The following is a 21,265-nucleotide window of genomic DNA, read 5'->3' as shown; positions in this document are numbered from 1 at the left end:
AGTAAAGCGGTTTTATGCTTTCTCTAACGAACACAGTAACGGATGTTGGTTTTGTCTTGCAAATTGATTTACTTGTATCACCTTAGTTTCTGCAATCCCAAACGGGAAAATACCGCAAATACCTTTTCCTTGGTGATGGATCGTCAACATGATATCGGTCGCTTCCTGCTCGTTCTTGCGAAAGAAAACCTGCAAAACTTCAATCACAAAATCCATTGGGGTGTAATCATCATTATTGAGTACCACCTTATACATCGAAGGCGGCATTAACTCTGATTCGACACGTTCTTCAACGTGTTCAATATTTCCTATCTTTGCCATTTTTTAATACTAGCCTCTCGTGTTGGCCTCTTCCAATTGATCCGTTCAAATTAATCAGTTGTTACCCCTTTGTTAATTTTAGCTTGACTTCCGCATTTACTCCTTACATTCTGTTGTGCAGACGGTGAACGAATACCCGTCTATACAGGTTTTACTATCTTACTGGTAAGTAGACAACAGAAGGAAGTGGAAGTATGGCAAGCGGAACTGTTAAATGGTTCAACAACGCCAAAGGATTCGGGTTTATTTGCCCTGATCAAGGTGGTGAGGACGTTTTTGCACACTATTCTACCATTGAAATGGAAGGCTATCGAACTCTAAAAGCAGGCCAACCCGTTCAATTTGAAGTAGAAGCCGGTCCAAAAGGGATGCACGCTTCAGCCATTTCACCAACAAAATAACGTTTGGTGAGGCCAATGATCTAAAAGGCAGGGACTTGTCCCTGCCTTTTTATTGCTGCGTGTTTTATCAATCCTCACCACTTAATGCTCCATCGCTTGTCAGCATTACGCATGAATTTAATTCAAGATCAATCGCAGCCCCTCACCCATAGCATCCCCACAAAAAGATTTTATCACCAGTCTCGACAGTAAATTTAGGGCATAAAAAAGGGATCTGCCATGCAGATCCCTTTTCAAAATCAGTCTAATGACTTACAACTTTACATCAACTTTGATGGCCCACACTGACGCGCACGCCATCCAAAAACTAACACTCACGAGATTAAACAATCAACAGCTTGTTTAACGTCTCGCTTGGGCGCATGGCTTTTTCAGCCTTAGCCGCATCTAAACGGTAGTAACCGCCTAAATCGACTGGTGCACCTTGTGCCGTCGCTAATTCAGCCACAATCACTTGCTCATTTGCCGCCAACGCATGCGCTAACGGAATGAAGTGAGCTTGTAACTGCTCATCGCCCGTTTGCGCGGCTAAGGCTTGTGCCCAGTACATGGCTAAGTAGAAATGGCTGCCACGGTTATCTAACTCACCGACTCTTCTTGATGGCGATTTGTTGCTATCTAAGAATTGGCCAATGGCTTGATCTAAGGTATCAGCTAACACTTGGGCTTTTGGATTACCGACAGTTTGGCTTAAATGCTCAAGAGATGCCGCCAGAGCTAAGAATTCACCGAGTGAATCCCAACGTAAGTGACCTTCTTTCTCAACCTGTTGCACGTGCTTAGGCGCACTACCGCCCGCACCTGTTTCAAATAGACCGCCGCCGTTCATTAATGGAACGATTGACAGCATTTTGGCACTGGTGCCCAACTCTAGGATGGGGAACAAGTCAGTCAGGTAGTCACGTAGAACGTTACCCGTAACTGAAATGGTATCTTTGCCTTCTTTGATGCGAGCCAACGAGAAGCGAGTCGCTTCTTCTGGAGACATAATGCTGATCTCTAAGCCATCAGTATCATGTTCTGGCAGGTACTGCTGCACTTTTGCAATGATTTGCGCATCGTGGGCGCGTTTGCTATCTAACCAGAATACCGCAGGAGTATTGCTTAAACGGGCACGGCGCACGGCCAGTTTGACCCAATCACGGATAGGTGCGTCTTTAACTTGGCACATTCTCCAGATATCGCCCGCTTCCACATTGTGGCTCATCAATACCTTACCGCTGGCATCGACAACGTTGACCACACCGTCAGCAGGCATTTCAAAAGTCTTATCGTGGCTGCCGTACTCTTCGGCTTTTTGCGCCATCAAGCCCACGTTTGGCACGCTGCCCATGGTTTTAGGATCAAAAGCGCCGTGCTCTTTACAGAAGGCAATCGTTTCTTGGTAGATACCGGCATAGCAACGATCTGGGATCATAGCTTTAGTGTCATGCAGTTGACCATCTGGCCCCCACATTTGGCCAGATGAACGAATCGCAGCAGGCATAGACGCATCGATAATGATGTCGCTTGGCACGTGTAAGTTGGTGATACCTTTGTCAGAATCAACCATCGCCAATGCGGGACGTGCAGCGTAAACGGCGGCGATATCGGCTTCAACTTCGGCGCGGCTATCGGCAGGTAATGTCGCGATCTTGGCATAAACATCACCAAAACCATTGTTAACATCTACGCCTAATTCAGCGAAAAGCGCCGCATGTTTGTCAAATACTGGCTTGAAGAATACCTTCACAGCGTGACCAAACATAATAGGATCAGACACTTTCATCATAGTGGCTTTCAGATGCAGCGATAACAGCACATCTTCTGCTTTGGCGTTTTCGATTTCACGCTCATAGAAGCTCACTAAGGCTTTTTTACTCAATACCGCAGCATCGATAATTTCGCCAGCCAGCAGCTTAAGACCGGACTTGAGCACCACTTCTTGGCCATCTTTTTGCGTCAGCACGATATTCACGCTGCCCGCATCAGATAAAGTCACTGACTGCTCGCTGCCGTAGAAATCGCCGTCAGTCATGTGAGCAACGTGTGACTTAGAATCTGTAGCCCATTTACCCATTGAATGCGGGTTTTTCTTGGCGAAGTTTTTCACCGATAATGGGGCACGGCGATCTGAGTTACCTTCACGTAATACTGGGTTTACCGCACTGCCTTTAATCTTGTCGTAACGGGTTTTAATTGACTTTTCAGCGTCGGTTTTTGGCTCATCCGGATAGTGAGGGATGTCATAACCTTTTTGCTGGAGTTCAAGGATACAGGCTTTTAATTGTGGAATCGAAGCACTGATATTCGGTAACTTGATGATGTTCGCTTCTGGCTGATTCGCTAACTCGCCAAGCTCAGTCAGATGATCGCCAATCTTTTGTGCTTCGGTCAGTTGCTCAGGGAAACTGGCAATAATACGGCCCGATAACGAGATATCACGGGTTTCAACCGCAACGCCCGCGGCGTCGGTAAACGTTCTGATAATAGGTAAGAGTGAGAGGGTGGCCAGTGCTGGCGCTTCGTCTGTTTCAGTGTAAATAATTGTTGATGAGTTATCTTTCATGTTACATCCTACATTATTGTAAAATTTAATATTTTTTATAATAATTTTATAGCATGGCGAACAAATCTGAGCACAGTGAAAATATCAATCAAGGCAATCGAATCCGCCTTAACCTTTCACATTCTCAATGCCCTTCTGCCTTTGCACGCAAGCTAAAATTTGTTACAACGACTCATTAAAACCTAATAAACATTTAGGCACAGATCACATTTTCTGGCCGACATCATAGAGCATTCGCAATAATATTCAAATTCCACTAACGGCGAATGCCAAGTACACTATGACCACATTAACGACTCAATCAAGTCAGGTAAGCGTGTCTCAACCTCCTGTTAGCAAAAGTATGAACAAAAACAAGTTTCCACCTAAACGTGCCAATTCCAGCGCCAGTTCCCCAGCCAAGAGCACGATTAAACCCGCTAAGTCCGCGAGCAGAGGCCCTGTCAACCGCGCTACCGCCGTAGATAGCAAAGTGGCGCCAGCGCGTAATGCCAATGGCAGTTTAAAGAAAGAACCCTTTAAAAATCCTAATCGACGCGCAATTGCAGCGGCAAAACCGGTGCAGAGCCAAACGCTCGCACCGATTATCGTGCTGTTTAATAAGCCTTTTGATGTACTTTGCCAGTTTACCGATGAACAAGGTCGCAAAACCCTAAAAGACTATATCCCCATTGCTGACGTGTATGCCGCAGGCCGCTTAGACAGAGACAGTGAGGGCTTGTTACTGCTGACCAATGACGGTCAATTACAGGCAAGACTGACAGAACCGAAAAAGAAAACATTTAAAACCTATTGGGTGCAAGTAGAAGGCGTGCCGACGGAAGATGCACTGACGAAACTGCGCCAAGGTGTTGAATTAAATGATGGTATGACGCTGCCTGCTAAAGTCAAAATCATGGATTCACCCGATATTGGGCCACGTAATCCGCCAGTGAGAGAACGCAAAAATATCCCAACAACTTGGTTAGAAATCCAAATTCATGAAGGCCGCAACCGCCAAGTCAGACGCATGACAGCGCATATCGGTTTTCCGACCTTAAGATTAATCCGTTATAAAATAGGCCAATGGAGTCTAGATAATTTGCCATCGGGCGAGCATAAATGTATCCGCCTCGGTGATGAAGTCTAACTTTCAGCCAAGTTTCTACGCTCAACGCCACTAAAAAGTGGCACCATGTCCACTCAAAGGAGGCACTATGAGCCAAAGATATAAACCCAATGTGACCGTCGCTTGTATTATTCATGCGACTTCACAGGACAAATATCTGATGGTGGAAGAGTGGATTGATGGCGAGCAGCGCTTTAATCAGCCAGCGGGTCACTTAGAAGCAAATGAAAGCTTAATCCAAGCCTGTGAGCGCGAAGTATATGAGGAAACGGGGTTATCACTTAACCCCCAAGGACTCGTCGGCATCTATCAATTTAGCGCCAGTGAAGACTTAGCCTTTGTGCGCTTTACCTTCTTCGTGCAGTTAGATGATATGCCCTCACCTGCGCCGCAGGACAACGCTATCCACAGTGCGCACTGGCTGAGTTTTGCACAGATAGAAGCCAAGTCATCTTTACTGCGCAGCCCCTTAGTGCTCGATTGCCTAAAAGACTATCTTAATAACGCACAACAGGGCCAAACTTATCCCCTCTCCTTACTCAATAGTGACCGCCTCGCGATAGCCCAAGCGAGTTAGGCGTGATAGAATACCGCCCCGCATAAACTGCTTGTTAAACTTATGCATGTGCTAGTGCCTATCGGCCTCTACGTGGCTAAATAGTAGACTGTACAGTAGGCCGTAAATACGAGTTCTACTGACCGCTCGCACGACACCAAGATTTTGATTTTTAAGTTAGCTTTTAAGTTAGCTTGGATTTAAAGCTAGCCCATATTTTTTAAGCTAGGTTAGGCACTTTTGTTACGCGCTCAATGTCGCGGCTTAACTTCAACAACCTAGCCAACACACATACTCAATGGTTTTTAGGATCTATGACATCAATCGAACCCACTCATACAGGAAAAAAAGTCATTGTCGGCATGTCCGGCGGTGTAGATTCATCTGTTTCAGCCTATTTGCTTATGCAGCAAGGCTATCAGGTTGAAGGCCTTTTCATGAAGAACTGGGAAGAAGATGATAACAACGAGTACTGCGCTGCCGCAGAAGATTTAAAAGATGCCCAAGCCGTATGCGACAAGCTCGGGATCAAGCTACACACAGTCAACTTTGCTGCCGAATATTGGGACAATGTCTTTGAGTATTTCCTCGCTGAATACAAAGCGGGCCGCACGCCAAATCCCGATATCATGTGTAACAAAGAAATCAAATTTAAGGCATTTTTAGAATTTGCCGACGAAATCCTCGACGCCGATTACATCGCCATGGGCCACTATGTGCGCCGCCGCGATATTAGCGATGGCAGCACACAAATGCTCCGTGGCGTCGATGGCAATAAAGATCAAAGTTATTTCCTCTACACCCTTAGCCACGAGCAAGTGGCTCGAAGTCTGTTCCCTGTCGGTGAATTGGAAAAACATGAAGTACGTGAAATCGCAAAAGAAATGGGCCTAATCACCCATGATAAAAAAGACAGCACCGGCATCTGTTTTATCGGTGAGCGCAAGTTCACTGAATTCCTGGGCACTTATTTACCGGCGCAGCCTGGTAATATCGAAACCCCAGAAGGTGAAATCATAGGCACGCACCAAGGGCTGATGTACCACACCTTAGGCCAGCGTAAAGGCCTAGGCATTGGCGGTATGAAAAACAGCAATGACGATCCTTGGTATGTTGTCGATAAAGATCTTGAGCGTAACGTATTGATCGTAGGTCAAGGCGGACACCATCCTCGTTTGATGTCGACCGGCATGACAGTTAACCAACTGCATTGGGTGGATAGAACCGGACCTATCGATGGCTGTCATATCGCAGTGAAAACCCGTTATCGCCAACAAGATGTGCCTTGTACTCTTACCTACACAGATGAACACACCTTACGCGTGGTCTTCGATGAACCTGTTGCGGCGGTGACGCCAGGACAGTCTGCGGTATTTTATGATGGTGAAGTCTGCTTAGGTGGCGGCATCATAGATCAATTGATCCGAGGGTAAAGCGTGAACGAGCAATTAGTTAATCGGACCATGGCGTTTGCGGGCATACTGCAAGCCATTGCCCAAGTTCAACATTTAGCCCGCCATGGCGAATTAGATAATGCCGAGCTCGCGGCGAGCTTAAACACCATTCTCGTCACTAATCCTGACAATACGCCCGATGTCTACCAAGACAAAATCGTATTGCAAAAAGGCTACAAGCTGATCTTGAATCAGCTCGGTGACAGCAGTCAAAAAGATGTTGAAATCACCCGCTATTTAGTTGGCGTGTTGGCGTTAGAGCGAAAATTAGTTCGCTCTAACAGCGGTTTAGGCATGTTGGCCGAGCGCATTAATCAAGTGAATCGCCAGCTACATCATTTTGCGATCACAGATGAACAAGTGATTGCCAATCTTGCCAGCATTTACAGTGACATCATCAGTAATTTAGGGCCAAAAATCCAAATCTCTGGTAATCCAGTGTGCTTGCAACGCCCTATCGTACAACAAAAAATTCGCGCTCTGCTGCTTGCGGCCATGCGCAGCGCTGTACTGTGGCGCCAACTAGGCGGTAAGCGTCGACACTTAGTCTTCGCCCGCAAAGCCATAGTCGATACAGCCAAGAAAAGTCTTACCCTATAATAAAATTAGCGTTCATCAAGGAGCTTCACATGGATCTTTCCGCACTAACTGCTATCTCTCCGGTAGACGGTCGTTATGGTAGTAAAACCGCGTCATTGAGAGGGATTTTCAGCGAGTTCGGTCTTACCAAGTACCGTGTTCAGGTTGAAATCAATTGGCTAAAACTGTTAGCAGACTGCCCAGACATTAGCGAAGTGCCAACATTGAGCGCGTCAGCTATCGCTGTGCTCGATGGTATTAAAGACAATTTCAACGAACAAGATGCGCTGCGTGTTAAGGCTATCGAAAGCACCACTAACCACGATGTGAAAGCAGTTGAATACTTTATCAAAGAAAAAATCGCGGGTAATGCCGAGTTAGCAGCGGTTGGTGAGTTTGTTCACTTTGCCTGTACTTCCGAAGATATCAACAACTTAAGCCACGGTTTAATGTTGACTGAAGCCCGTGAGCAAGTATTACTGCCATACTGCAACGAGTTGCTGACTGCGATTAAAAAGCTGGCGATTGAATATCGCTCTGTGCCATTAATGTCACGCACCCATGGCCAACCTGCTTCACCTTCAACACTTGGTAAAGAGATGGCGAACGTCGCAGTGCGCCTTGAACGTCAAATCAAACAAATCGCCAATGTTGAAATCATGGGCAAACTGAACGGTGCCGTAGGTAACTACAATGCTCACCTGTCAGCCTATCCTGAAGTTAACTGGCATGAACTGTCTGAGCGTTTTGTGACTAGCCTTGGCCTGCACTGGAATGCCTACACAACGCAAATCGAACCACACGATTACATTGCTGAACTGTTTGATGCGGTTGCCCGTTTCAACACAGTGCTGATTGACTTTGATCGTGACATTTGGGGTTACATTGCCCTAGGTCACTTCAAACAACGCACTATCGCCGGTGAAATCGGTTCATCGACTATGCCACACAAAGTTAACCCAATTGATTTTGAAAACTCTGAGGGTAACTTAGGTATCGCTAACGCGCTGATGCAACATTTAGCGTCTAAGCTGCCGTTATCAAGATGGCAACGTGACTTAACTGACTCAACTGTGCTGCGTAACTTAGGCGTGGGTATTGCCCATGCGTTGATCGCGTATCAAGCGACCTTAAAAGGCATCAGCAAGTTAGAAGTTAACGAAGCGCATCTGCGTGATGAGTTAGATCACAACTGGGAAGTGTTAGCAGAACCCGTACAAACGGTAATGCGTCGTTATGGTATTGAAAAGCCATACGAAAAATTAAAAGAACTGACGCGCGGTAAACGTATCGACGCGCAACAACTGTCAGTGTTTATTGACGGACTTGAATTACCAGACTCAGTGAAAGCTGAACTGAAGAAAATGACGCCCGCCAATTACATTGGTCGCGCCGAAACGTTTGTCGACGAACTGAAGTAAGCTTTTAACTGAACTTAGTTTTTAACTGAAATTGGCGATGGACAATACTCTTTCATAAACAGAAATAAGGATTAAGGCGACTCACATCTGCGCGATGTGGTCGCCTTTTTTAACACTATGTATACACTCAATCTCGATATCGCCCAGTTTCTTAGTGAGTACTGGCAAAAGAAACCCCTACTGATCAAAAAAGCGTTTCCACAGTTTGAAGATCCGATCAGCGCCGATGAATTAGCAGGCCTCGCCTGTGAAGAAGAAATCTCTTCGCGTATCGTCGTTACTAAAGACGATAACTGGGAAGTGGTTCAAGGCCCGTTTGAAGATTACGACAGCTATGGCGAAACCCATTGGCAGTTGCTAGTGCAAGCGGTCAACCATTGGTATCCTGATTCGCAGCCATTAGTTGAAGCGCTACGCTTTTTACCTGACTGGCGTTTCGATGACTTGATGGCCTCATTTGCAACCCCAAGTGGCGGCGTAGGCCCGCACGTCGATAACTACGATGTGTTTATCATTCAAGGCGAAGGTGAGCGTCGCTGGACTGTGGGTGACAATACCCCGCAACAACGCCGTGGTGGCAATCCCAACTCGCCGCTGGTAGAAGACTTCACCCCAATTATCGATGTGGTGCTAGAAAAAGGCGACATGCTTTATATTCCACCTGGTTTCCCGCATTGCGGCGAAACCCTAACAGTGGCAATGAGTTACTCAATTGGTTTTCGTGCACCAAGCCAGCAAGAGCTGATCAGTGAAGTCGCCGATTACCTGCTCGACAATAACTTAGGTCAGCAGCGTTTCACGTCGCAAACTGAACCGAGTTCAGCGGGTATTGTCAGCCAAGATCATCAAGTGGGCATAATGTCACTCTTGAGTCAGCTGAGCCAAGATCCCAATAGCTACCAAATCGTGTTAGGTAAACTGCTCAGTCAAAACCGTTTCGAGCTTGATTTGTGTGAAGGCGAAGAAGCTTACAGCATTGAAGATTTGCAAGATGCCTTCGCCCAAGGTGCTGGCGTGAGCCGTATCGGCGGTTTGAAAGTATTGCGCCTTGAAAATGACGCCACGCCGCGATTATTCATCAATGGTGATGTGCACGAATTGCTAAATACACCGGTAGACGTTATCGCACAGTTGAGCGATAACGTGAGCTTAAGCGCCGATGAAGCGACTGAAATATGTCAGCATGAAGAAGTTCAAGCCTTACTATTGAAACTCATCAATCAAGGTTTCTTCTACTTAAGCGACAGCGAAGAATAAGCCCTATCGACTTTGCTCGATGACCTTGTTCTCAACATAGGAAATCTGCATAAAAGTCAGTATAAAAAAGGCACTCAATTGAGTGCCTTATTGTTATTTCAATTATCAGTATCAATCAACACAAGTGATTGTATTAACTCAATACTACCTCAATACAATCCTCAACTCATTTGAGCTTAGGCATTCCACAGCTTATCGTCATTGTGCATACGATATAAACTCTCAGCGCGCGATACCAGTAATTGCGCAAATTTGGCCTGCGTGGCATCACGGGTTGCACCTGAACGTACCAAGTTTTCCGCCTGCATTTGCCACATCATAGAGAAATGACGCACCGCATCACGGGCCGTTGCAGCCACTTTCACATCGACGAAATCCGATGGTAAATCGCCCGACATCACCCAATAGGTTTTGTTGCTGGGACGCTTTGATTCCATTTTCCAAATCGCCATGTAAGGCGCAAGATAACGACTTTCATCGGCCAAGACTTTACTTGGGATCACGCCTTTTTCAGCGAGGAAACGATTGGCTTTTTGAAATTGAGTTCTGACCCACTCTTGACGCAGCTTTTCCACTTCTTCAGCTGATAAATTCTGTTGAGTTTGGTCGACAGCTTGTTCAGTCATACTTCCGTCCTATCTTATTGTTATAACGCGAACCTAATTCTTGGGATCAGTACGCGATTCATTCTATTCGTTACATTAAATTCAGTACAATCCATTTTCAACCGCAAAGCTTACGTTTACGTAAAGTGGAAAGCTAAATTGCCACAAATAATGTATTTATTCGGTCATTATGCATGGTTGAGAGTATCGCTAAATGCTATGGTTCTGCAATAAATATAACAAGCAGTCGATGGGGACTCACCTCGTCGGCTTTTTCATTGTGTATAGCGGAGAAATTCACGTGGCTGTATTTAATCATGTATCCTTTGACGAACATGAACAGGTCGTATTCTGTCATGATAAAGAAAGTGGCTTAAAGGCCATTGTCGCCATCCATAACACCAACCTTGGCCCTGCCGTGGGTGGCTGCCGGATGTGGAATTACCAATCGGATGATGAAGCCCTGACTGACGTATTACGCCTCTCTCGTGGCATGACTTACAAAAATGCCCTTGCCGGTTTAACCATGGGCGGTGGCAAATCAGTGATCATCGCCGATCCAAAAAGACAAGACCGCGAAGCCCTATTCCGCGCTTTTGGCCGCTTCATCAATAGTCTTGGCGGCCGCTATTATTCAGCTGAAGACGTCGGTACTACTACAGCTGATATCATGATTGCCCATGAAGAAACCCCTTATATGGCAGGTCTTGAAGGCAAGAGTGGCGATCCATCACCGTTCACCGCCCTTGGCACTTATTTAGGCATCAAGGCTGCGGTTAAACATAGACTCGGTTTAGACAGCCTAAAAGGCCTTAAAATCGCCGTTCAAGGCGTGGGTCACGTTGGCTATTACCTGTGCAAACACTTGCATAACGAAGGCGCTGAACTGATTGTGACCGACATTCATCAAGCCTCGTTAGACAAAGTCGCTACCGACTTTGGTGCCATTGTTGTCGCGCCTCAAGAAATCTACGCGCAAGATGTGGATGTGTATGCTCCTTGCGCCCTTGGCGCAACTTTAAACGATGCGACCTTACCGCAACTGAAAGCCAAAATTGTTGCTGGCTGTGCCAACAACCAATTAGCTGAAGTACGCCACGGCGAACAGCTGAAAGAAATGGGCATACTGTACGCGCCAGACTATGTGATCAACGCAGGCGGCATTATCAATGTGTCATTCGAAAAAGATTACGACGCCGCAAGGTCTACCGCCAAAGTAGAAGAAATTTACAACACACTGCTGAAAATCTTCAGCCAAGCTGATGCACAGAACCGTACAACCGGCGCTGTAGCTGATGAAATGGCGAAAGCCATTATCGAAGCCGCAAAAAAGTAATTTTTCTGCCCGCGTAACATCCCCAAAAGCGACCTCTGGTCGCTTTTTTGTTATCTAAAATTTAATCTCGCGCTAAGCTCATGGTTTAGCCGCGCTTTTAATTTCGACACAGAATATTCATTAAATCACGCTGGAAAACGTCATATTTGTCTGCTTGAATTAGCCTCTCAGGTCCCAGCACAGGATAGCGCTATGATCCGTTTCAAGTATGATCTCAACCAAGATGTAGTTGAACTGCAAGCCAGTAATTGGAGCGGTTTAGAGCGGGTCTTTGTCAACGGCCAGATGGTGTCGCACAAGCTGAATTTTAAGCCTCAGAGCGAACATACCATCCAACTTAAAGACGGCGCACCTTGCAAGTTTGAACTGCTTATCGATCCCCAAACCGATGAGTTGATGTGCCGAATTTATAAGCAGCACACACTCGTCGCCAGCCTAAAACAAGGCAAAGAAAATTTGTTAGCCAGCCGCCGTTATTTGCAACACTCAGTCATAGCCGTCAGCCTACTCTGCGTCTTTGCACTTTACTTGAATTGATTGAGCCAGTTTAATCCCGTGAAGAGACAGATGAGTGATGGGATTAAACTGGGGAGCTCAACTTAGATAATTACATACAGATAGCCGTGAAAACGGCTAAACCGCAGTTTCCCTCCATACCGAATGAATCCGTATCATTAAGCCAAGCGATTGATTTTATTTAATAGTAAGACGAACTGCTGCTGCTCCTCATCACTGAGGTTAGACAGGAACTTTTCGTTGACCCGCTCAGCTTCGCAAATCAGATCTTGCTCTAACGCTTTGGCTTCATCGGTCAAAAAGATTTGAAAGGCGCGCCGATTATCGGCTTCTTGATGGCGGGTAATAAGACCTTGTACCTGCAACTGATCGAGTAAACGCGTCATAGTGTAATTTGCCACATCGCAACGCTTAGACAATTCAGTTTGGCTGATGCCCTCCTCTTGCCACAAAGCAAACAGCACAGGCCACAGTTTTATATCGAGTTGATATCGCTTAAGATGCAGATCAAGCTCATTTTGCAGCTCGATATTTAAGTGGGAAACAAGATAGCCTAAGCTTTCATGACGATTCAAACAGCACCTCCTACAACAAAGGTTTTAACGCGTTTTCACTTACCCTGTGCGCCATTATAAGAAGCCAGAGTCAGTTTTAATACTACCACTTAACCCGCAATAAACTAGCTAACACCACAGCTAATTATGCGATTAACCTACGAACTCACTGCTCATTTAGATCAGATAAATTGAATTCATTCACAAAATTATAGTAACAAGCACGGCCTAATTTTCCCCATAACCCGCGCTCAAGTGGCAAATAAACACTGTCATCGGTGAGCTTCATCTGCTTTATATCCACATTGTGGTGCAGAGTGTCAATACTGGTGCTCACATTGAGCAGAGAATGAGGTTGCGCTCGCTCGAAATCGACAATCAGCAGCGGCGCATCTTCAACCTGCACTCGTACCTTTTCCACTGGGGTAATTAAGAAATACTCATCATCGATGCAATGCAAAATACTGGCGAACAACTTAGCAAACTTTGCTGGCAGCGATGTACCCAAATACGTCCAATCACCCAAGGCGTTAATGTCAAACAATGGGACTTCACTGCACAATGGCGTTGTTGTCGTTAATGCGCTATCGGCGGCGAATTGTTTGAGTGTGTGTTGAATACTGTCAGTCATCTTTTCCATCTAGGCCTCCATCATCCATAAAAAAACCAGCATTGCGGCTGGCTTTAGTGTGACATTCAACACTGGGATATGCCAGTGAGGATAATAACAAGCTCACTGGCGAAGCTAAGTGATAAACACCACTAGATATTTGCTAACTCAAGCAAAGCCTCCAGTGGATGTTTTGGCTTGTAACCGGCAAAACGTTTCACTTGGGTACGGCAAGAATAGCCTGACACTAACACTTGCGGCTGTTCAATCTTAGCGAGAGTTTGCTGCCAAGACATCTCAAACAAAGCTTTAGAGCGCTCGAGGTTTTCCGCCTCATGGCCGTAGGTTCCGGCCATACCACAACAACCTAAATTGACTGCGGTTAACTTAGCACCAAAATGGGCAAAGATTTTAGTCCATTCATTGGCGGTATTTGGCTTGGCCGTCGATTCAGTGCAATGACTAAACCAGGTATATTGCTTACCTTGCGCAGCTTTTGCAGGTAAATCTTTGATGACATTAAGTAGCCATTCGTTGGCTAACTTGACCTCAAAATTACCGCGATTAGCGCCTAAGACTTCACGGTATTCGTCGCGATAACACAAGACTAAGGCTGGATCGATACCGACCATAGGCATGCCCAGTTTATGGACTTGGTTCAAAAAGTCCGCACTCGACTGCGCCGTTTTCGCGAACTTATCTAAAAATCCCTTGATATGCGTTGGCTTGCCATTGGGTTTATAAGGTAACAACACCGGTTTTAAACCGAGTTTTTCAATCAACTGGATAAAGCGCAGCACAAGGCCAGAGTCATAGAAACTGTTAAAGGGATCTTGCACCACCAGCACAAACTGCGAGCGCGCCTCTTCTGGAATTGCCTGTAGTGCAGCTAAGTCGTAACCACGGCTTGCATGACCATCGAGTCTTTGCTTTAAGGTCGGCACAGATAACGCAGGGGCATCCACATAACCAATCGCCTTTTTAATCACCCATTGGCTCAATGGATTTTGCGCGGCAAAGTTAGTAAGACGCGGTGCAGCGGCCATTAATGGCAAGCTATCTTCGATACCTGCGACGAGATAGTCCTTCGCCGGTCTTAAATAGCGTTGATAGTAGATATTAAAGAACTGCGCCCTAAATTTAGGCACATCCACTTTGACCGGACATTGCCCTGAGCAGGCTTTACAGGCCAAACAGCCCTTGAGCGATTCCATCACTTCGTGGGAATAATCATAATCGCGCTGGGCGTTCAGGGTATTTTGAACGCGCTGCAGTAAACCTAAGGGCTTTGCTTTGGCCAATGCGTTGACATCAACCCCTTCAGCCTCCAGCAGCCTGAGCCACTCTCTCATGAGCCCTGCGCGCCCCTTGGGCGATTGAACTCTGTCACCCGTCACCTTAAACGACGGACACATGGGCGAATAGCTGCTGTAGTTAAAACACAGGCCGTTGCCGTTACAGTTCATCACATCGGGGAATGCATCACGTACTTCGATGGGGATTTGTCGGTCAAACTTACCGCGCTTAGCACTGTCGATATCGTAATAGAGGGCGCCAGTATGTTTAGGTGCCACCAGCTTGCCGGGGTTTAATCGGTTGTCGGGATCGAACAAGCCTTTGATATCTTGTAGAACGCCGTATAGTTCATCACCAAAGACAGATGGACCGTATTCACCACGCACGCCTTTACCGTGTTCGCCCCACATCAGGCCACCGTATTTAAGCGTCAGTGCCGCGACTTGATCAGAAATCACCCGCAATAGTTTTTCATCTTCAACATCGCACATATCGAGTGCGGGCCGAACATGCAACACGCCCGCATCCACATGACCGAACATACCGTATTGCAGATTATGACCATCGAGTACTCCGCGAAACTCCATAATATAATCGGCGAGTTTTTCGGGCGGCACCGCGGTATCTTCCGCAAAGGCGATAGGTTTACGACGTCCTTTAGTGGCGCCCAATAAGCCAACGGCTTTTTTGCGCATGCCGTAGATTTTTTCAATGCTTGGCTTGTCTTGCGTCACTTGGTAACCCAATACGCCGCACTCGCCTTTGCTGATCTGCTCAGTCAAGACAGCTTCAAGACTCGCAAGCTTTTGCTCAACCTCTACTGTGTCACCAGCAAATTCGACCATATTGAGGCCGTCGATGACTTTACCCGGCACTTCTTGAATCAGATCAGATACCGAGTGCCAGACTATATCTTCGCGGGCTAAATTCAGCACTTTTGAATCGACGGTTTCGACCACAGTCGCCCGCGCGGCAACTAAGGATGGCGCATGACGCAATGCCGATTGGAACGAATCGTACTTAATGTTCACCATAGCGCGCTCAGTCGGCAGCGGGGTGAGATTGAGTTTAGCTTCGGTTATCACCGCAAGCGTGCCCTCTGAGCCTGTCAAAATCCGTGATAAATCGAATTGCGTCAGGTTGTCGTTCCACACATGTTTTAAGTCATAGCCAGTAAGGAAACGGTTGAGCTTAGGAAACTGGTTTTCAATCTGAGTGCGCTTTTCGCGGCATACCGCCGCCACAGCAGAAATCAGTTTCTGCCCCAACGGATTATCACTGACGTTATCGGGGTTGCACAGTAGTCCAGCGTCTAGGGGCTGCGTATCCAGCACACTGCCATCAATCAACACACTACGCAGCGCCAGCACGTGATCTGACGTCTTACCGTAAACCAGTGAGCCCGCACCCGAGGCATCGGTATTGATCATGCCGCCAATCGTGGCGCGGTTTGAGGTGGATAAATCGGGACTAAAAAAGAATCCATGGGGACGCAATGCATCGTTAAGTGCATCTTTAACGACGCCAGCTTCAACTCGTACCCAACCTTGCTCAGCATTCACTTCGAGCACGCGATTCATGTAACGCGACACATCCAAAATCAAACCATGGGTCAGGGATTGTCCGTTGGTACCGGTACCGCCGCCACGTGCACTGAAGGTCACGCTGCGAAATGCGTCCGTAGCAGCCAGTGTCAATGCAATTTGGATATCCTGCTGATTTTTAGGATATAACACAGCTTGAGGTAAGAATTGATATACAGAGTTGTCCGTTGCTTGCACTAAACGTGCGCTGTAACGTTTGTCTATATCACCGGAATACTCACTTTGCTCCAGTGCATCAAGGTATGCCAAATACACTGGCTCTAATGTTTGTTGATGTGATAGCAGGGGTAGCATAGATAGCTTCTGTCAATTATCGTTATGGCGCCATTATAAACAAAAAAAAGCCGCTAAAAAGCGGCTTTTTTAACAAGTTTATAAAATTACAATCTAGATCAACCGTGAGCTTCGGCTAAATACAACCAAGTATCAATCACAGTGTCTGGATTTAACGATACAGTATCTATGCCCTGCTCGACCAACCAAGCCGCAAAATCGGCGTGATCTGAAGGACCTTGACCACAAATACCTATGTAAGCACCCTTAGTTTTAGCCGCTTTAATGGCTAAAGAAAGTAGCATTTTAACGGCTTCATCACGCTCATCAAATAAGTGGCTGATGATACCTGAGTCACGGTCAAGACCGAGTGTTAGCTGAGTTAAATCGTTTGAGCCGATAGAGAAACCATCGAAATGCTCAAGGAATTGATCCGCTAACAGGGCGTTTGAAGGCACTTCACACATCATGATGACGCGTAAACCATCTTTACCGCGCTCTAAACCTTGCTCTTTCAGCAGGCCAATCACTTGTTCAGCTTCTTTAACTGTACGTACGAACGGGATCATGACTTCAACGTTTTTCAGACCCATGTCGTTACGAACACGTTTGATCGCTTCACACTCTAAGGCAAAACAGTCACGGAACGATTCAGAGATATAACGGCTTGCACCGCGGAAGCCCAACATTGGGTTCTCTTCTTCTGGTTCGTATCTGTCACCGCCAACCAAGTTTGCGTATTCGTTAGACTTAAAGTCTGACATACGCACGATCACTTTCTTCGGATAGAAAGCAGAACCGATAGTCGCAATACCTTCAACCAGACGGGCAATGTAGAACTCAACCGGTGATTCATAACCTGCGATCATCTCGTTGATTTCAGTTTGCAGTGCTGCATCCTGTTGATTGAACTCGAGCAGTGCCTTTGGATGAATACCAATCATACGGTTGATGATGAATTCTAAACGCGCTAGACCCACACCTTCGTTTGGTAAACGGGCGAAATCAAATGCACGATCAGGGTTACCCACGTTCATCATGATTTTCATTGGCAGTTCTGGCAAAGAGTCAACACGGTTTGAAATCACTTCAAACTCTTGTTTACCTTCGTAGATAAAGCCAGTGTCACCTTCAGCGCAAGAAACAGTCACGATTTGACCATTCTTGATACGGTCAGTCACGTCACCACAACCCACCACCGCTGGCACACCTAATTCACGGGCGATAATCGCCGCGTGACAAGTACGACCGCCACGGTTAGTGACGATGGCGCTCGCGCGTTTCATGATAGGTTCCCAATCTGGATCTGTCATGTCAGTCACTAACACGTCACCTGGTTGGATTTGATCCATATCGGCGATTGACGTTAATACTTTGGCTACGCCGGTTCCCACTTTATGACCGATAGCGCGACCTTCACAGATCACAGCGCCACGGCTCTTTAAGTGATAACGCTCAATCAATTGCACATCTTCACGGCTACGAACCGTTTCTGGACGCGCTTGAACGATATACAATTTGCCGTCGTTACCGTCTTTTGCCCACTCGATGTCCATTGGACGACCATAGTGTTGCTCGATAATCACAGCTTGTTTTGCCAACTCTTCAACTTCAGCGTCATTGATTGAGAATTGACGGCGTTGCTCGCTTGCAACATCTTCAATTTTGACTTGTTTGCCGTGAGCAGCATCATCTGAATACACCATTTGGATGAGCTTGCTACCGATATTACGGCGCACAACAGCCTTGTGACCTAAGGCTAAAATAGGTTTATGAACATAAAATTCATCAGGGTTTACCGCGCCTTGAACAACCATTTCACCCAGACCAAAAGATGAAGTGATAAACACGACATCGTTATTGCCAGATTCAGTGTCCATAGTGAACATCACACCTGAAGCCGCTTTGTCTGAACGAACCATGCGTTGCACGCCAGCAGACAAGGCAACACCGTGGTGTTCGTAACCTTGGTGAACACGGTAAGAAATCGCGCGGTCGTTAAAGAGTGAAGCGTAAACGTGCTTGATAGCCGTCAGTACAGATTCAAATCCTTTAACGTTTAAGAAAGTTTCTTGCTGACCCGCAAAAGACGCATCTGGCATATCTTCAGCTGTTGCAGAAGAACGTACCGCGAATGACGCTTCGCTAGTTTCAGCGGCAAGTTTATCGTAAGCTTCACGAATGGCTTGCTCTAATGCTGGTTGAAATGGGGTGTCGATAACCCACTGCCTGATCTGTGCACCAACTTTAGCCAGCGCATTGACATCATCTACATCCAGTGTGGCTAGAATGTCATAAATCTTCTGGTTAACTCCGCTTTGTTCAAGGAACTCGTTGAACGCATGGGAAGTTGTCGCAAATCCGCCAGGTACTTGAACACCGGCATTGGCCAGATTGCTGATCATCTCGCCTAGAGAAGCATTTTTACCGCCAACCAAGTTGACGTCACCCATGCCTAATTCTTGATACCAGAGTACGTATTGCTGCACAGTTCTATCTCCGCAAGTTTATTTCAGTGGCCCCTTCACACGAGGGCAGCGGCATTTTACACTCCTGTCGAACACGCGTAAATCTATAATTTTATTTGTAATTTTATTACTACAAGAGGTCAGTATGGCACCAAAAGTATTCTATATCTCCGACGGGACAGCGATCACAGCTGAAGTTTTTGGTCATGCGGTTCTCTCGCAATTTCCATTAGAATTTGAGTCACTTACAATTCCATTCGTCGAAACTTTGACGAAAGCGGAGCAAGTTAAGCGACAAATTAATGATTGTTTTATTACAACAGGTGAGCGGCCGTTAGTATTCCATTCGATCGTAAAAGCGGAGATCCGCGACATCATCTACTCAAGTGAAGGCTTAGATTATGATTTTTTGAATACTTTTGTGGCCCCACTCGAACAACATTTAGGGGTTTCAGCTTCGCCAGTGTTGCATCGCACCCATGGGAAAGCAAATCACGGCTATGAAGCGCGTATCGATGCGATTAATTTCGCCATGGATAATGATGACGGTCAGACCATGAAACACATGGATCAAGCCGATCTGGTTTTACTTGGGGTGTCTCGCTGTGGCAAAACGCCATCAAGCCTGTATTTGTCGATGCAGTTTGGCATCAAAGCCGCGAACTACCCTTTCACCGAAGATGATATGGATAACCTTAAATTACCCGACGCGCTGAAACGCAATAAGAAAAAACTGTTTGGCTTGACGATTGATCCTGTGCGTTTACATGAGATCCGCCAAAGCAGAATGGAAAACAGCCGCTACTCGTCACTCAAGCAGTGCCGCTTAGAAGTCAAAGAAGTGGAAATGCTATTTAAACGTGAACGCATTCCTTATATAGATACAACGAATCATTCAGTAGAAGAAATTGCCACCAAAATATTGGATGTCACGGGCCTAGAACGGCACATGTTCTAAGCTTGTAGAGCCAAAAGCAGCAAGATAAACCGAGTGAATTTAGGCTAAATCAATCTAAGTTAAATCAAATTCATTGCACAGTTGCCGACAATTAACACAATTGGCGCTGTGCAACTCGGTTCGATTCGTTATAATCCGAGGCAATCTGGCGAAAAGCGCCGCACGCAAGCTCGGTATTTTGAATGACCATAAAAACAGACGAACTACGCACTTCCTTATTAGCAAAAGTCATCTCACCTGCGCAACTGGCATCTGAGTTCCCATTAACTCAAGATGCGGCCGATTATCTGGTTCAGCAACGTCGTGAAGTCGAAGCCATTATTATGGGTGAAGATCAACGTCTATTGGTGATCATAGGCCCATGCTCAATACACGATACCAAAGCGGCATTAGATTATGCGCAGCGCTTAGCCGCGTTACATCAAGAATTGAAAGATGATTTGTGCATCTTAATGCGGGTCTATTTTGAGAAACCTCGCACGATTGTCGGCTGGAAAGGATTAATTTCTGATCCCGATCTTGATGGCAGTTTCGAGCCAAACAAAGGCTTACGTATTGCTCGCGAGTTGCTGCAACAAATCACTGAATTAAAATTACCTATCGCCACCGAATTCTTAGATATGGTGAACGGTCAGTACATCGCCGATCTCATTACTTGGGGCGCAATTGGCGCACGCACCACAGAAAGCCAAGTTCACCGTGAAATGGCCTCGGCACTGTCTTGTCCTGTTGGTTTCAAAAACGGTACCGATGGCAATATCAATATCGCCGTCGATGCAGTGCGGGCCGCACAAGTTCCGCATATTTTCTATTCACCGGATAAAGATGGCGCGATGGCGGTCTATCGCACCCACGGTAATCCGTTTGGTCATATCATTCTGCGCGGCGGCAAAACGCCGAATTACCACGCCGAAGATATTGAAAAGGCACGTCAACAACTTGCCTCTGTTGGGGTCACTCAACGTATGGTGGTTGATTTCAGCCACGGTAATAGTGAAAAGAACCACCTTAAGCAGCTTAACGTGGCCGATGAAATCATGGCGCAAATGCGGGCAGGCAGCACTGCCATCGCCGGTATTATGGCTGAAAGCTTCTTACAGGAAGGCAACCAGAAAGTCGTTGCAGACCAACCACTCTGTTATGGCCAAAGCATCACAGATGCCTGCTTACATTGGGATGACTCAGAAGTCCTGCTACGTAAACTAGCAGCTGCTTCCCGCGAGCGAAAAGCATTGTTAGCAAAATAAGCCTAACGCTTGAAAAATATGTCCGAAGCGATATACATTTTCCAATAAAAAAAACCGATCTTTGATCGGTTTTTTATTAACAGCGGTTTAATACCCATTGTATTTATAGCCGACAGCAACACACTACGACTGACGGCTTTGCACACTTTTATA

General features: G+C 46.3%; 18 protein-coding genes. 11 read left to right on the top strand and 7 right to left on the bottom strand.

The window, feature by feature from the left end; all coding sequences use genetic code 11:
• Positions 1-12: 12 nt before the first annotated feature.
• Positions 13-321: an ATP-dependent Clp protease adapter ClpS gene (clpS, locus tag KV201_RS02835; protein WP_006081936.1), complete on the bottom strand. Its 309-nt coding sequence runs from the start codon at positions 319-321 to the stop codon at positions 13-15.
• A 194-nt stretch (positions 322-515) separates the two neighbouring features.
• Between clpS and cspD the strand changes: the two genes are divergently transcribed.
• Positions 516-722: a cold shock domain-containing protein CspD gene (cspD, locus tag KV201_RS02830; RefSeq protein WP_006081937.1), complete on the top strand. Its 207-nt coding sequence runs from the start codon at positions 516-518 to the stop codon at positions 720-722.
• A 322-nt stretch (positions 723-1,044) separates the two neighbouring features.
• Here cspD and KV201_RS02825 read toward each other — a convergent pair whose 3' ends face one another.
• Positions 1,045-3,270 carry an NADP-dependent isocitrate dehydrogenase gene (locus KV201_RS02825; RefSeq protein ID WP_226058446.1) on the bottom strand — a complete coding sequence of 742 codons (2,226 nt, stop codon included), beginning with the start codon at positions 3,268-3,270 and terminating at the stop codon, positions 1,045-1,047.
• A gap of 343 nt (positions 3,271-3,613) precedes the next feature.
• Between KV201_RS02825 and KV201_RS02820 the strand changes: the two genes are divergently transcribed.
• From KV201_RS02820 to KV201_RS02795, 6 genes are all read left to right on the top strand, one after another.
• Positions 3,614-4,399: an rRNA large subunit pseudouridine synthase E gene (locus KV201_RS02820; protein WP_226058445.1), complete on the top strand. Its 786-nt coding sequence runs from the start codon at positions 3,614-3,616 to the stop codon at positions 4,397-4,399.
• 67 nt (positions 4,400-4,466) lie between these two features.
• Positions 4,467-4,955 (top strand): NUDIX hydrolase, encoded by a 489-nt coding sequence (locus KV201_RS02815; protein ID WP_011847004.1) that lies wholly within the window; start codon positions 4,467-4,469, stop codon positions 4,953-4,955.
• A gap of 293 nt (positions 4,956-5,248) precedes the next feature.
• Positions 5,249-6,367, top strand: coding sequence for a tRNA 2-thiouridine(34) synthase MnmA (mnmA, locus tag KV201_RS02810; protein ID WP_226058444.1), 1,119 nt, complete (start codon positions 5,249-5,251; stop codon positions 6,365-6,367).
• Between the two features lie 3 nt (positions 6,368-6,370).
• Entirely contained in the window at positions 6,371-6,988 is a 618-nt protein-coding gene (gene hflD, locus KV201_RS02805; protein WP_226058443.1) for a high frequency lysogenization protein HflD, read from the top strand.
• Positions 6,989-7,017: 29 nt separating this feature from the next.
• On the top strand, positions 7,018-8,388 hold the full coding sequence (gene purB / locus KV201_RS02800; protein ID WP_226058442.1) for an adenylosuccinate lyase: 1,371 nt from the start codon (positions 7,018-7,020) through the stop codon (positions 8,386-8,388).
• A gap of 117 nt (positions 8,389-8,505) precedes the next feature.
• Positions 8,506-9,645 (top strand): cupin domain-containing protein, encoded by a 1,140-nt coding sequence (locus KV201_RS02795; protein WP_226058441.1) that lies wholly within the window; start codon positions 8,506-8,508, stop codon positions 9,643-9,645.
• A 176-nt stretch (positions 9,646-9,821) separates the two neighbouring features.
• Here KV201_RS02795 and KV201_RS02790 read toward each other — a convergent pair whose 3' ends face one another.
• The gene (locus KV201_RS02790) at positions 9,822-10,271 is read right to left on the bottom strand and encodes a DUF4826 family protein (RefSeq protein ID WP_006081945.1); all 450 of its coding nucleotides are present in this window, start codon (positions 10,269-10,271) and stop codon (positions 9,822-9,824) included.
• A 280-nt stretch (positions 10,272-10,551) separates the two neighbouring features.
• Between KV201_RS02790 and KV201_RS02785 the strand changes: the two genes are divergently transcribed.
• The gene (locus KV201_RS02785; RefSeq protein WP_226058440.1) at positions 10,552-11,586 is read left to right on the top strand and encodes a Glu/Leu/Phe/Val dehydrogenase dimerization domain-containing protein; all 1,035 of its coding nucleotides are present in this window, start codon (positions 10,552-10,554) and stop codon (positions 11,584-11,586) included.
• Positions 11,587-11,778: 192 nt separating this feature from the next.
• Positions 11,779-12,123, top strand: a complete 345-nt coding sequence (locus KV201_RS02780) for a hypothetical protein (protein ID WP_006081947.1) — start codon at positions 11,779-11,781, stop codon at positions 12,121-12,123.
• Positions 12,124-12,260: 137 nt separating this feature from the next.
• Here KV201_RS02780 and KV201_RS02775 read toward each other — a convergent pair whose 3' ends face one another.
• The 4 genes from KV201_RS02775 to ppsA form a co-directional block, all read right to left on the bottom strand.
• Positions 12,261-12,677, bottom strand: a complete 417-nt coding sequence (locus tag KV201_RS02775) for a MarR family winged helix-turn-helix transcriptional regulator (RefSeq protein WP_006081948.1) — start codon at positions 12,675-12,677, stop codon at positions 12,261-12,263.
• Between the two features lie 145 nt (positions 12,678-12,822).
• Positions 12,823-13,296, bottom strand: coding sequence for a DUF1285 domain-containing protein (locus tag KV201_RS02770; protein ID WP_012587471.1), 474 nt, complete (start codon positions 13,294-13,296; stop codon positions 12,823-12,825).
• A 122-nt stretch (positions 13,297-13,418) separates the two neighbouring features.
• Positions 13,419-16,460, bottom strand: coding sequence for an FAD-binding and (Fe-S)-binding domain-containing protein (locus KV201_RS02765; RefSeq protein ID WP_226058439.1), 3,042 nt, complete (start codon positions 16,458-16,460; stop codon positions 13,419-13,421).
• 98 nt (positions 16,461-16,558) lie between these two features.
• The gene (ppsA, locus tag KV201_RS02760) at positions 16,559-18,928 is read right to left on the bottom strand and encodes a phosphoenolpyruvate synthase (protein WP_006081951.1); all 2,370 of its coding nucleotides are present in this window, start codon (positions 18,926-18,928) and stop codon (positions 16,559-16,561) included.
• Positions 18,929-19,052: 124 nt separating this feature from the next.
• On the opposite strand from ppsA, the gene KV201_RS02755 reads away from it, so the two are divergent.
• Complete coding sequence (locus tag KV201_RS02755) at positions 19,053-19,865, top strand: pyruvate, water dikinase regulatory protein (protein ID WP_006081952.1); 813 nt, start codon at positions 19,053-19,055, stop codon at positions 19,863-19,865.
• Positions 19,866-20,047: 182 nt separating this feature from the next.
• Complete coding sequence (locus KV201_RS02750) at positions 20,048-21,112, top strand: 3-deoxy-7-phosphoheptulonate synthase (protein WP_006086250.1); 1,065 nt, start codon at positions 20,048-20,050, stop codon at positions 21,110-21,112.
• Positions 21,113-21,265 lie beyond the last annotated feature (153 nt).

This window comes from Shewanella sp. SR1 (genome assembly GCF_020447145.1).
Classification (GTDB): domain Bacteria; phylum Pseudomonadota; class Gammaproteobacteria; order Enterobacterales; family Shewanellaceae; genus Shewanella; species Shewanella baltica.
The sequence above is the reverse complement of the archived record's forward strand: the minus strand, read 5'-3'. Positions and strand labels throughout refer to the sequence as shown.

Bases quoted from the DNA above. Each gene is read 5' to 3' on its own strand.
- clpS (WP_006081936.1), bottom strand. From the start codon at position 321: ATGGCAAAGATAGGAAATATTGAACACGTTGAAGAACGTGTCGAATCA.
- cspD (WP_006081937.1), top strand. From the start codon at position 516: ATGGCAAGCGGAACTGTTAAATGGTTCAACAACGCCAAAGGATTCGGG.
- KV201_RS02825 (WP_226058446.1), bottom strand. From the start codon at position 3,270: ATGAAAGATAACTCATCAACAATTATTTACACTGAAACAGACGAAGCG.
- KV201_RS02820 (WP_226058445.1), top strand. From the start codon at position 3,614: ATGAACAAAAACAAGTTTCCACCTAAACGTGCCAATTCCAGCGCCAGT.
- KV201_RS02815 (WP_011847004.1), top strand. From the start codon at position 4,467: ATGAGCCAAAGATATAAACCCAATGTGACCGTCGCTTGTATTATTCAT.
- mnmA (WP_226058444.1), top strand. From the start codon at position 5,249: ATGACATCAATCGAACCCACTCATACAGGAAAAAAAGTCATTGTCGGC.
- purB (WP_226058442.1), top strand. From the start codon at position 7,018: ATGGATCTTTCCGCACTAACTGCTATCTCTCCGGTAGACGGTCGTTAT.
- KV201_RS02795 (WP_226058441.1), top strand. From the start codon at position 8,506: ATGTATACACTCAATCTCGATATCGCCCAGTTTCTTAGTGAGTACTGG.
- KV201_RS02790 (WP_006081945.1), bottom strand. From the start codon at position 10,271: ATGACTGAACAAGCTGTCGACCAAACTCAACAGAATTTATCAGCTGAA.
- KV201_RS02780 (WP_006081947.1), top strand. From the start codon at position 11,779: ATGATCCGTTTCAAGTATGATCTCAACCAAGATGTAGTTGAACTGCAA.
- KV201_RS02770 (WP_012587471.1), bottom strand. From the start codon at position 13,296: ATGGAAAAGATGACTGACAGTATTCAACACACACTCAAACAATTCGCC.
- KV201_RS02765 (WP_226058439.1), bottom strand. From the start codon at position 16,460: ATGCTACCCCTGCTATCACATCAACAAACATTAGAGCCAGTGTATTTG.
- KV201_RS02755 (WP_006081952.1), top strand. From the start codon at position 19,053: ATGGCACCAAAAGTATTCTATATCTCCGACGGGACAGCGATCACAGCT.
- KV201_RS02750 (WP_006086250.1), top strand. From the start codon at position 20,048: ATGACCATAAAAACAGACGAACTACGCACTTCCTTATTAGCAAAAGTC.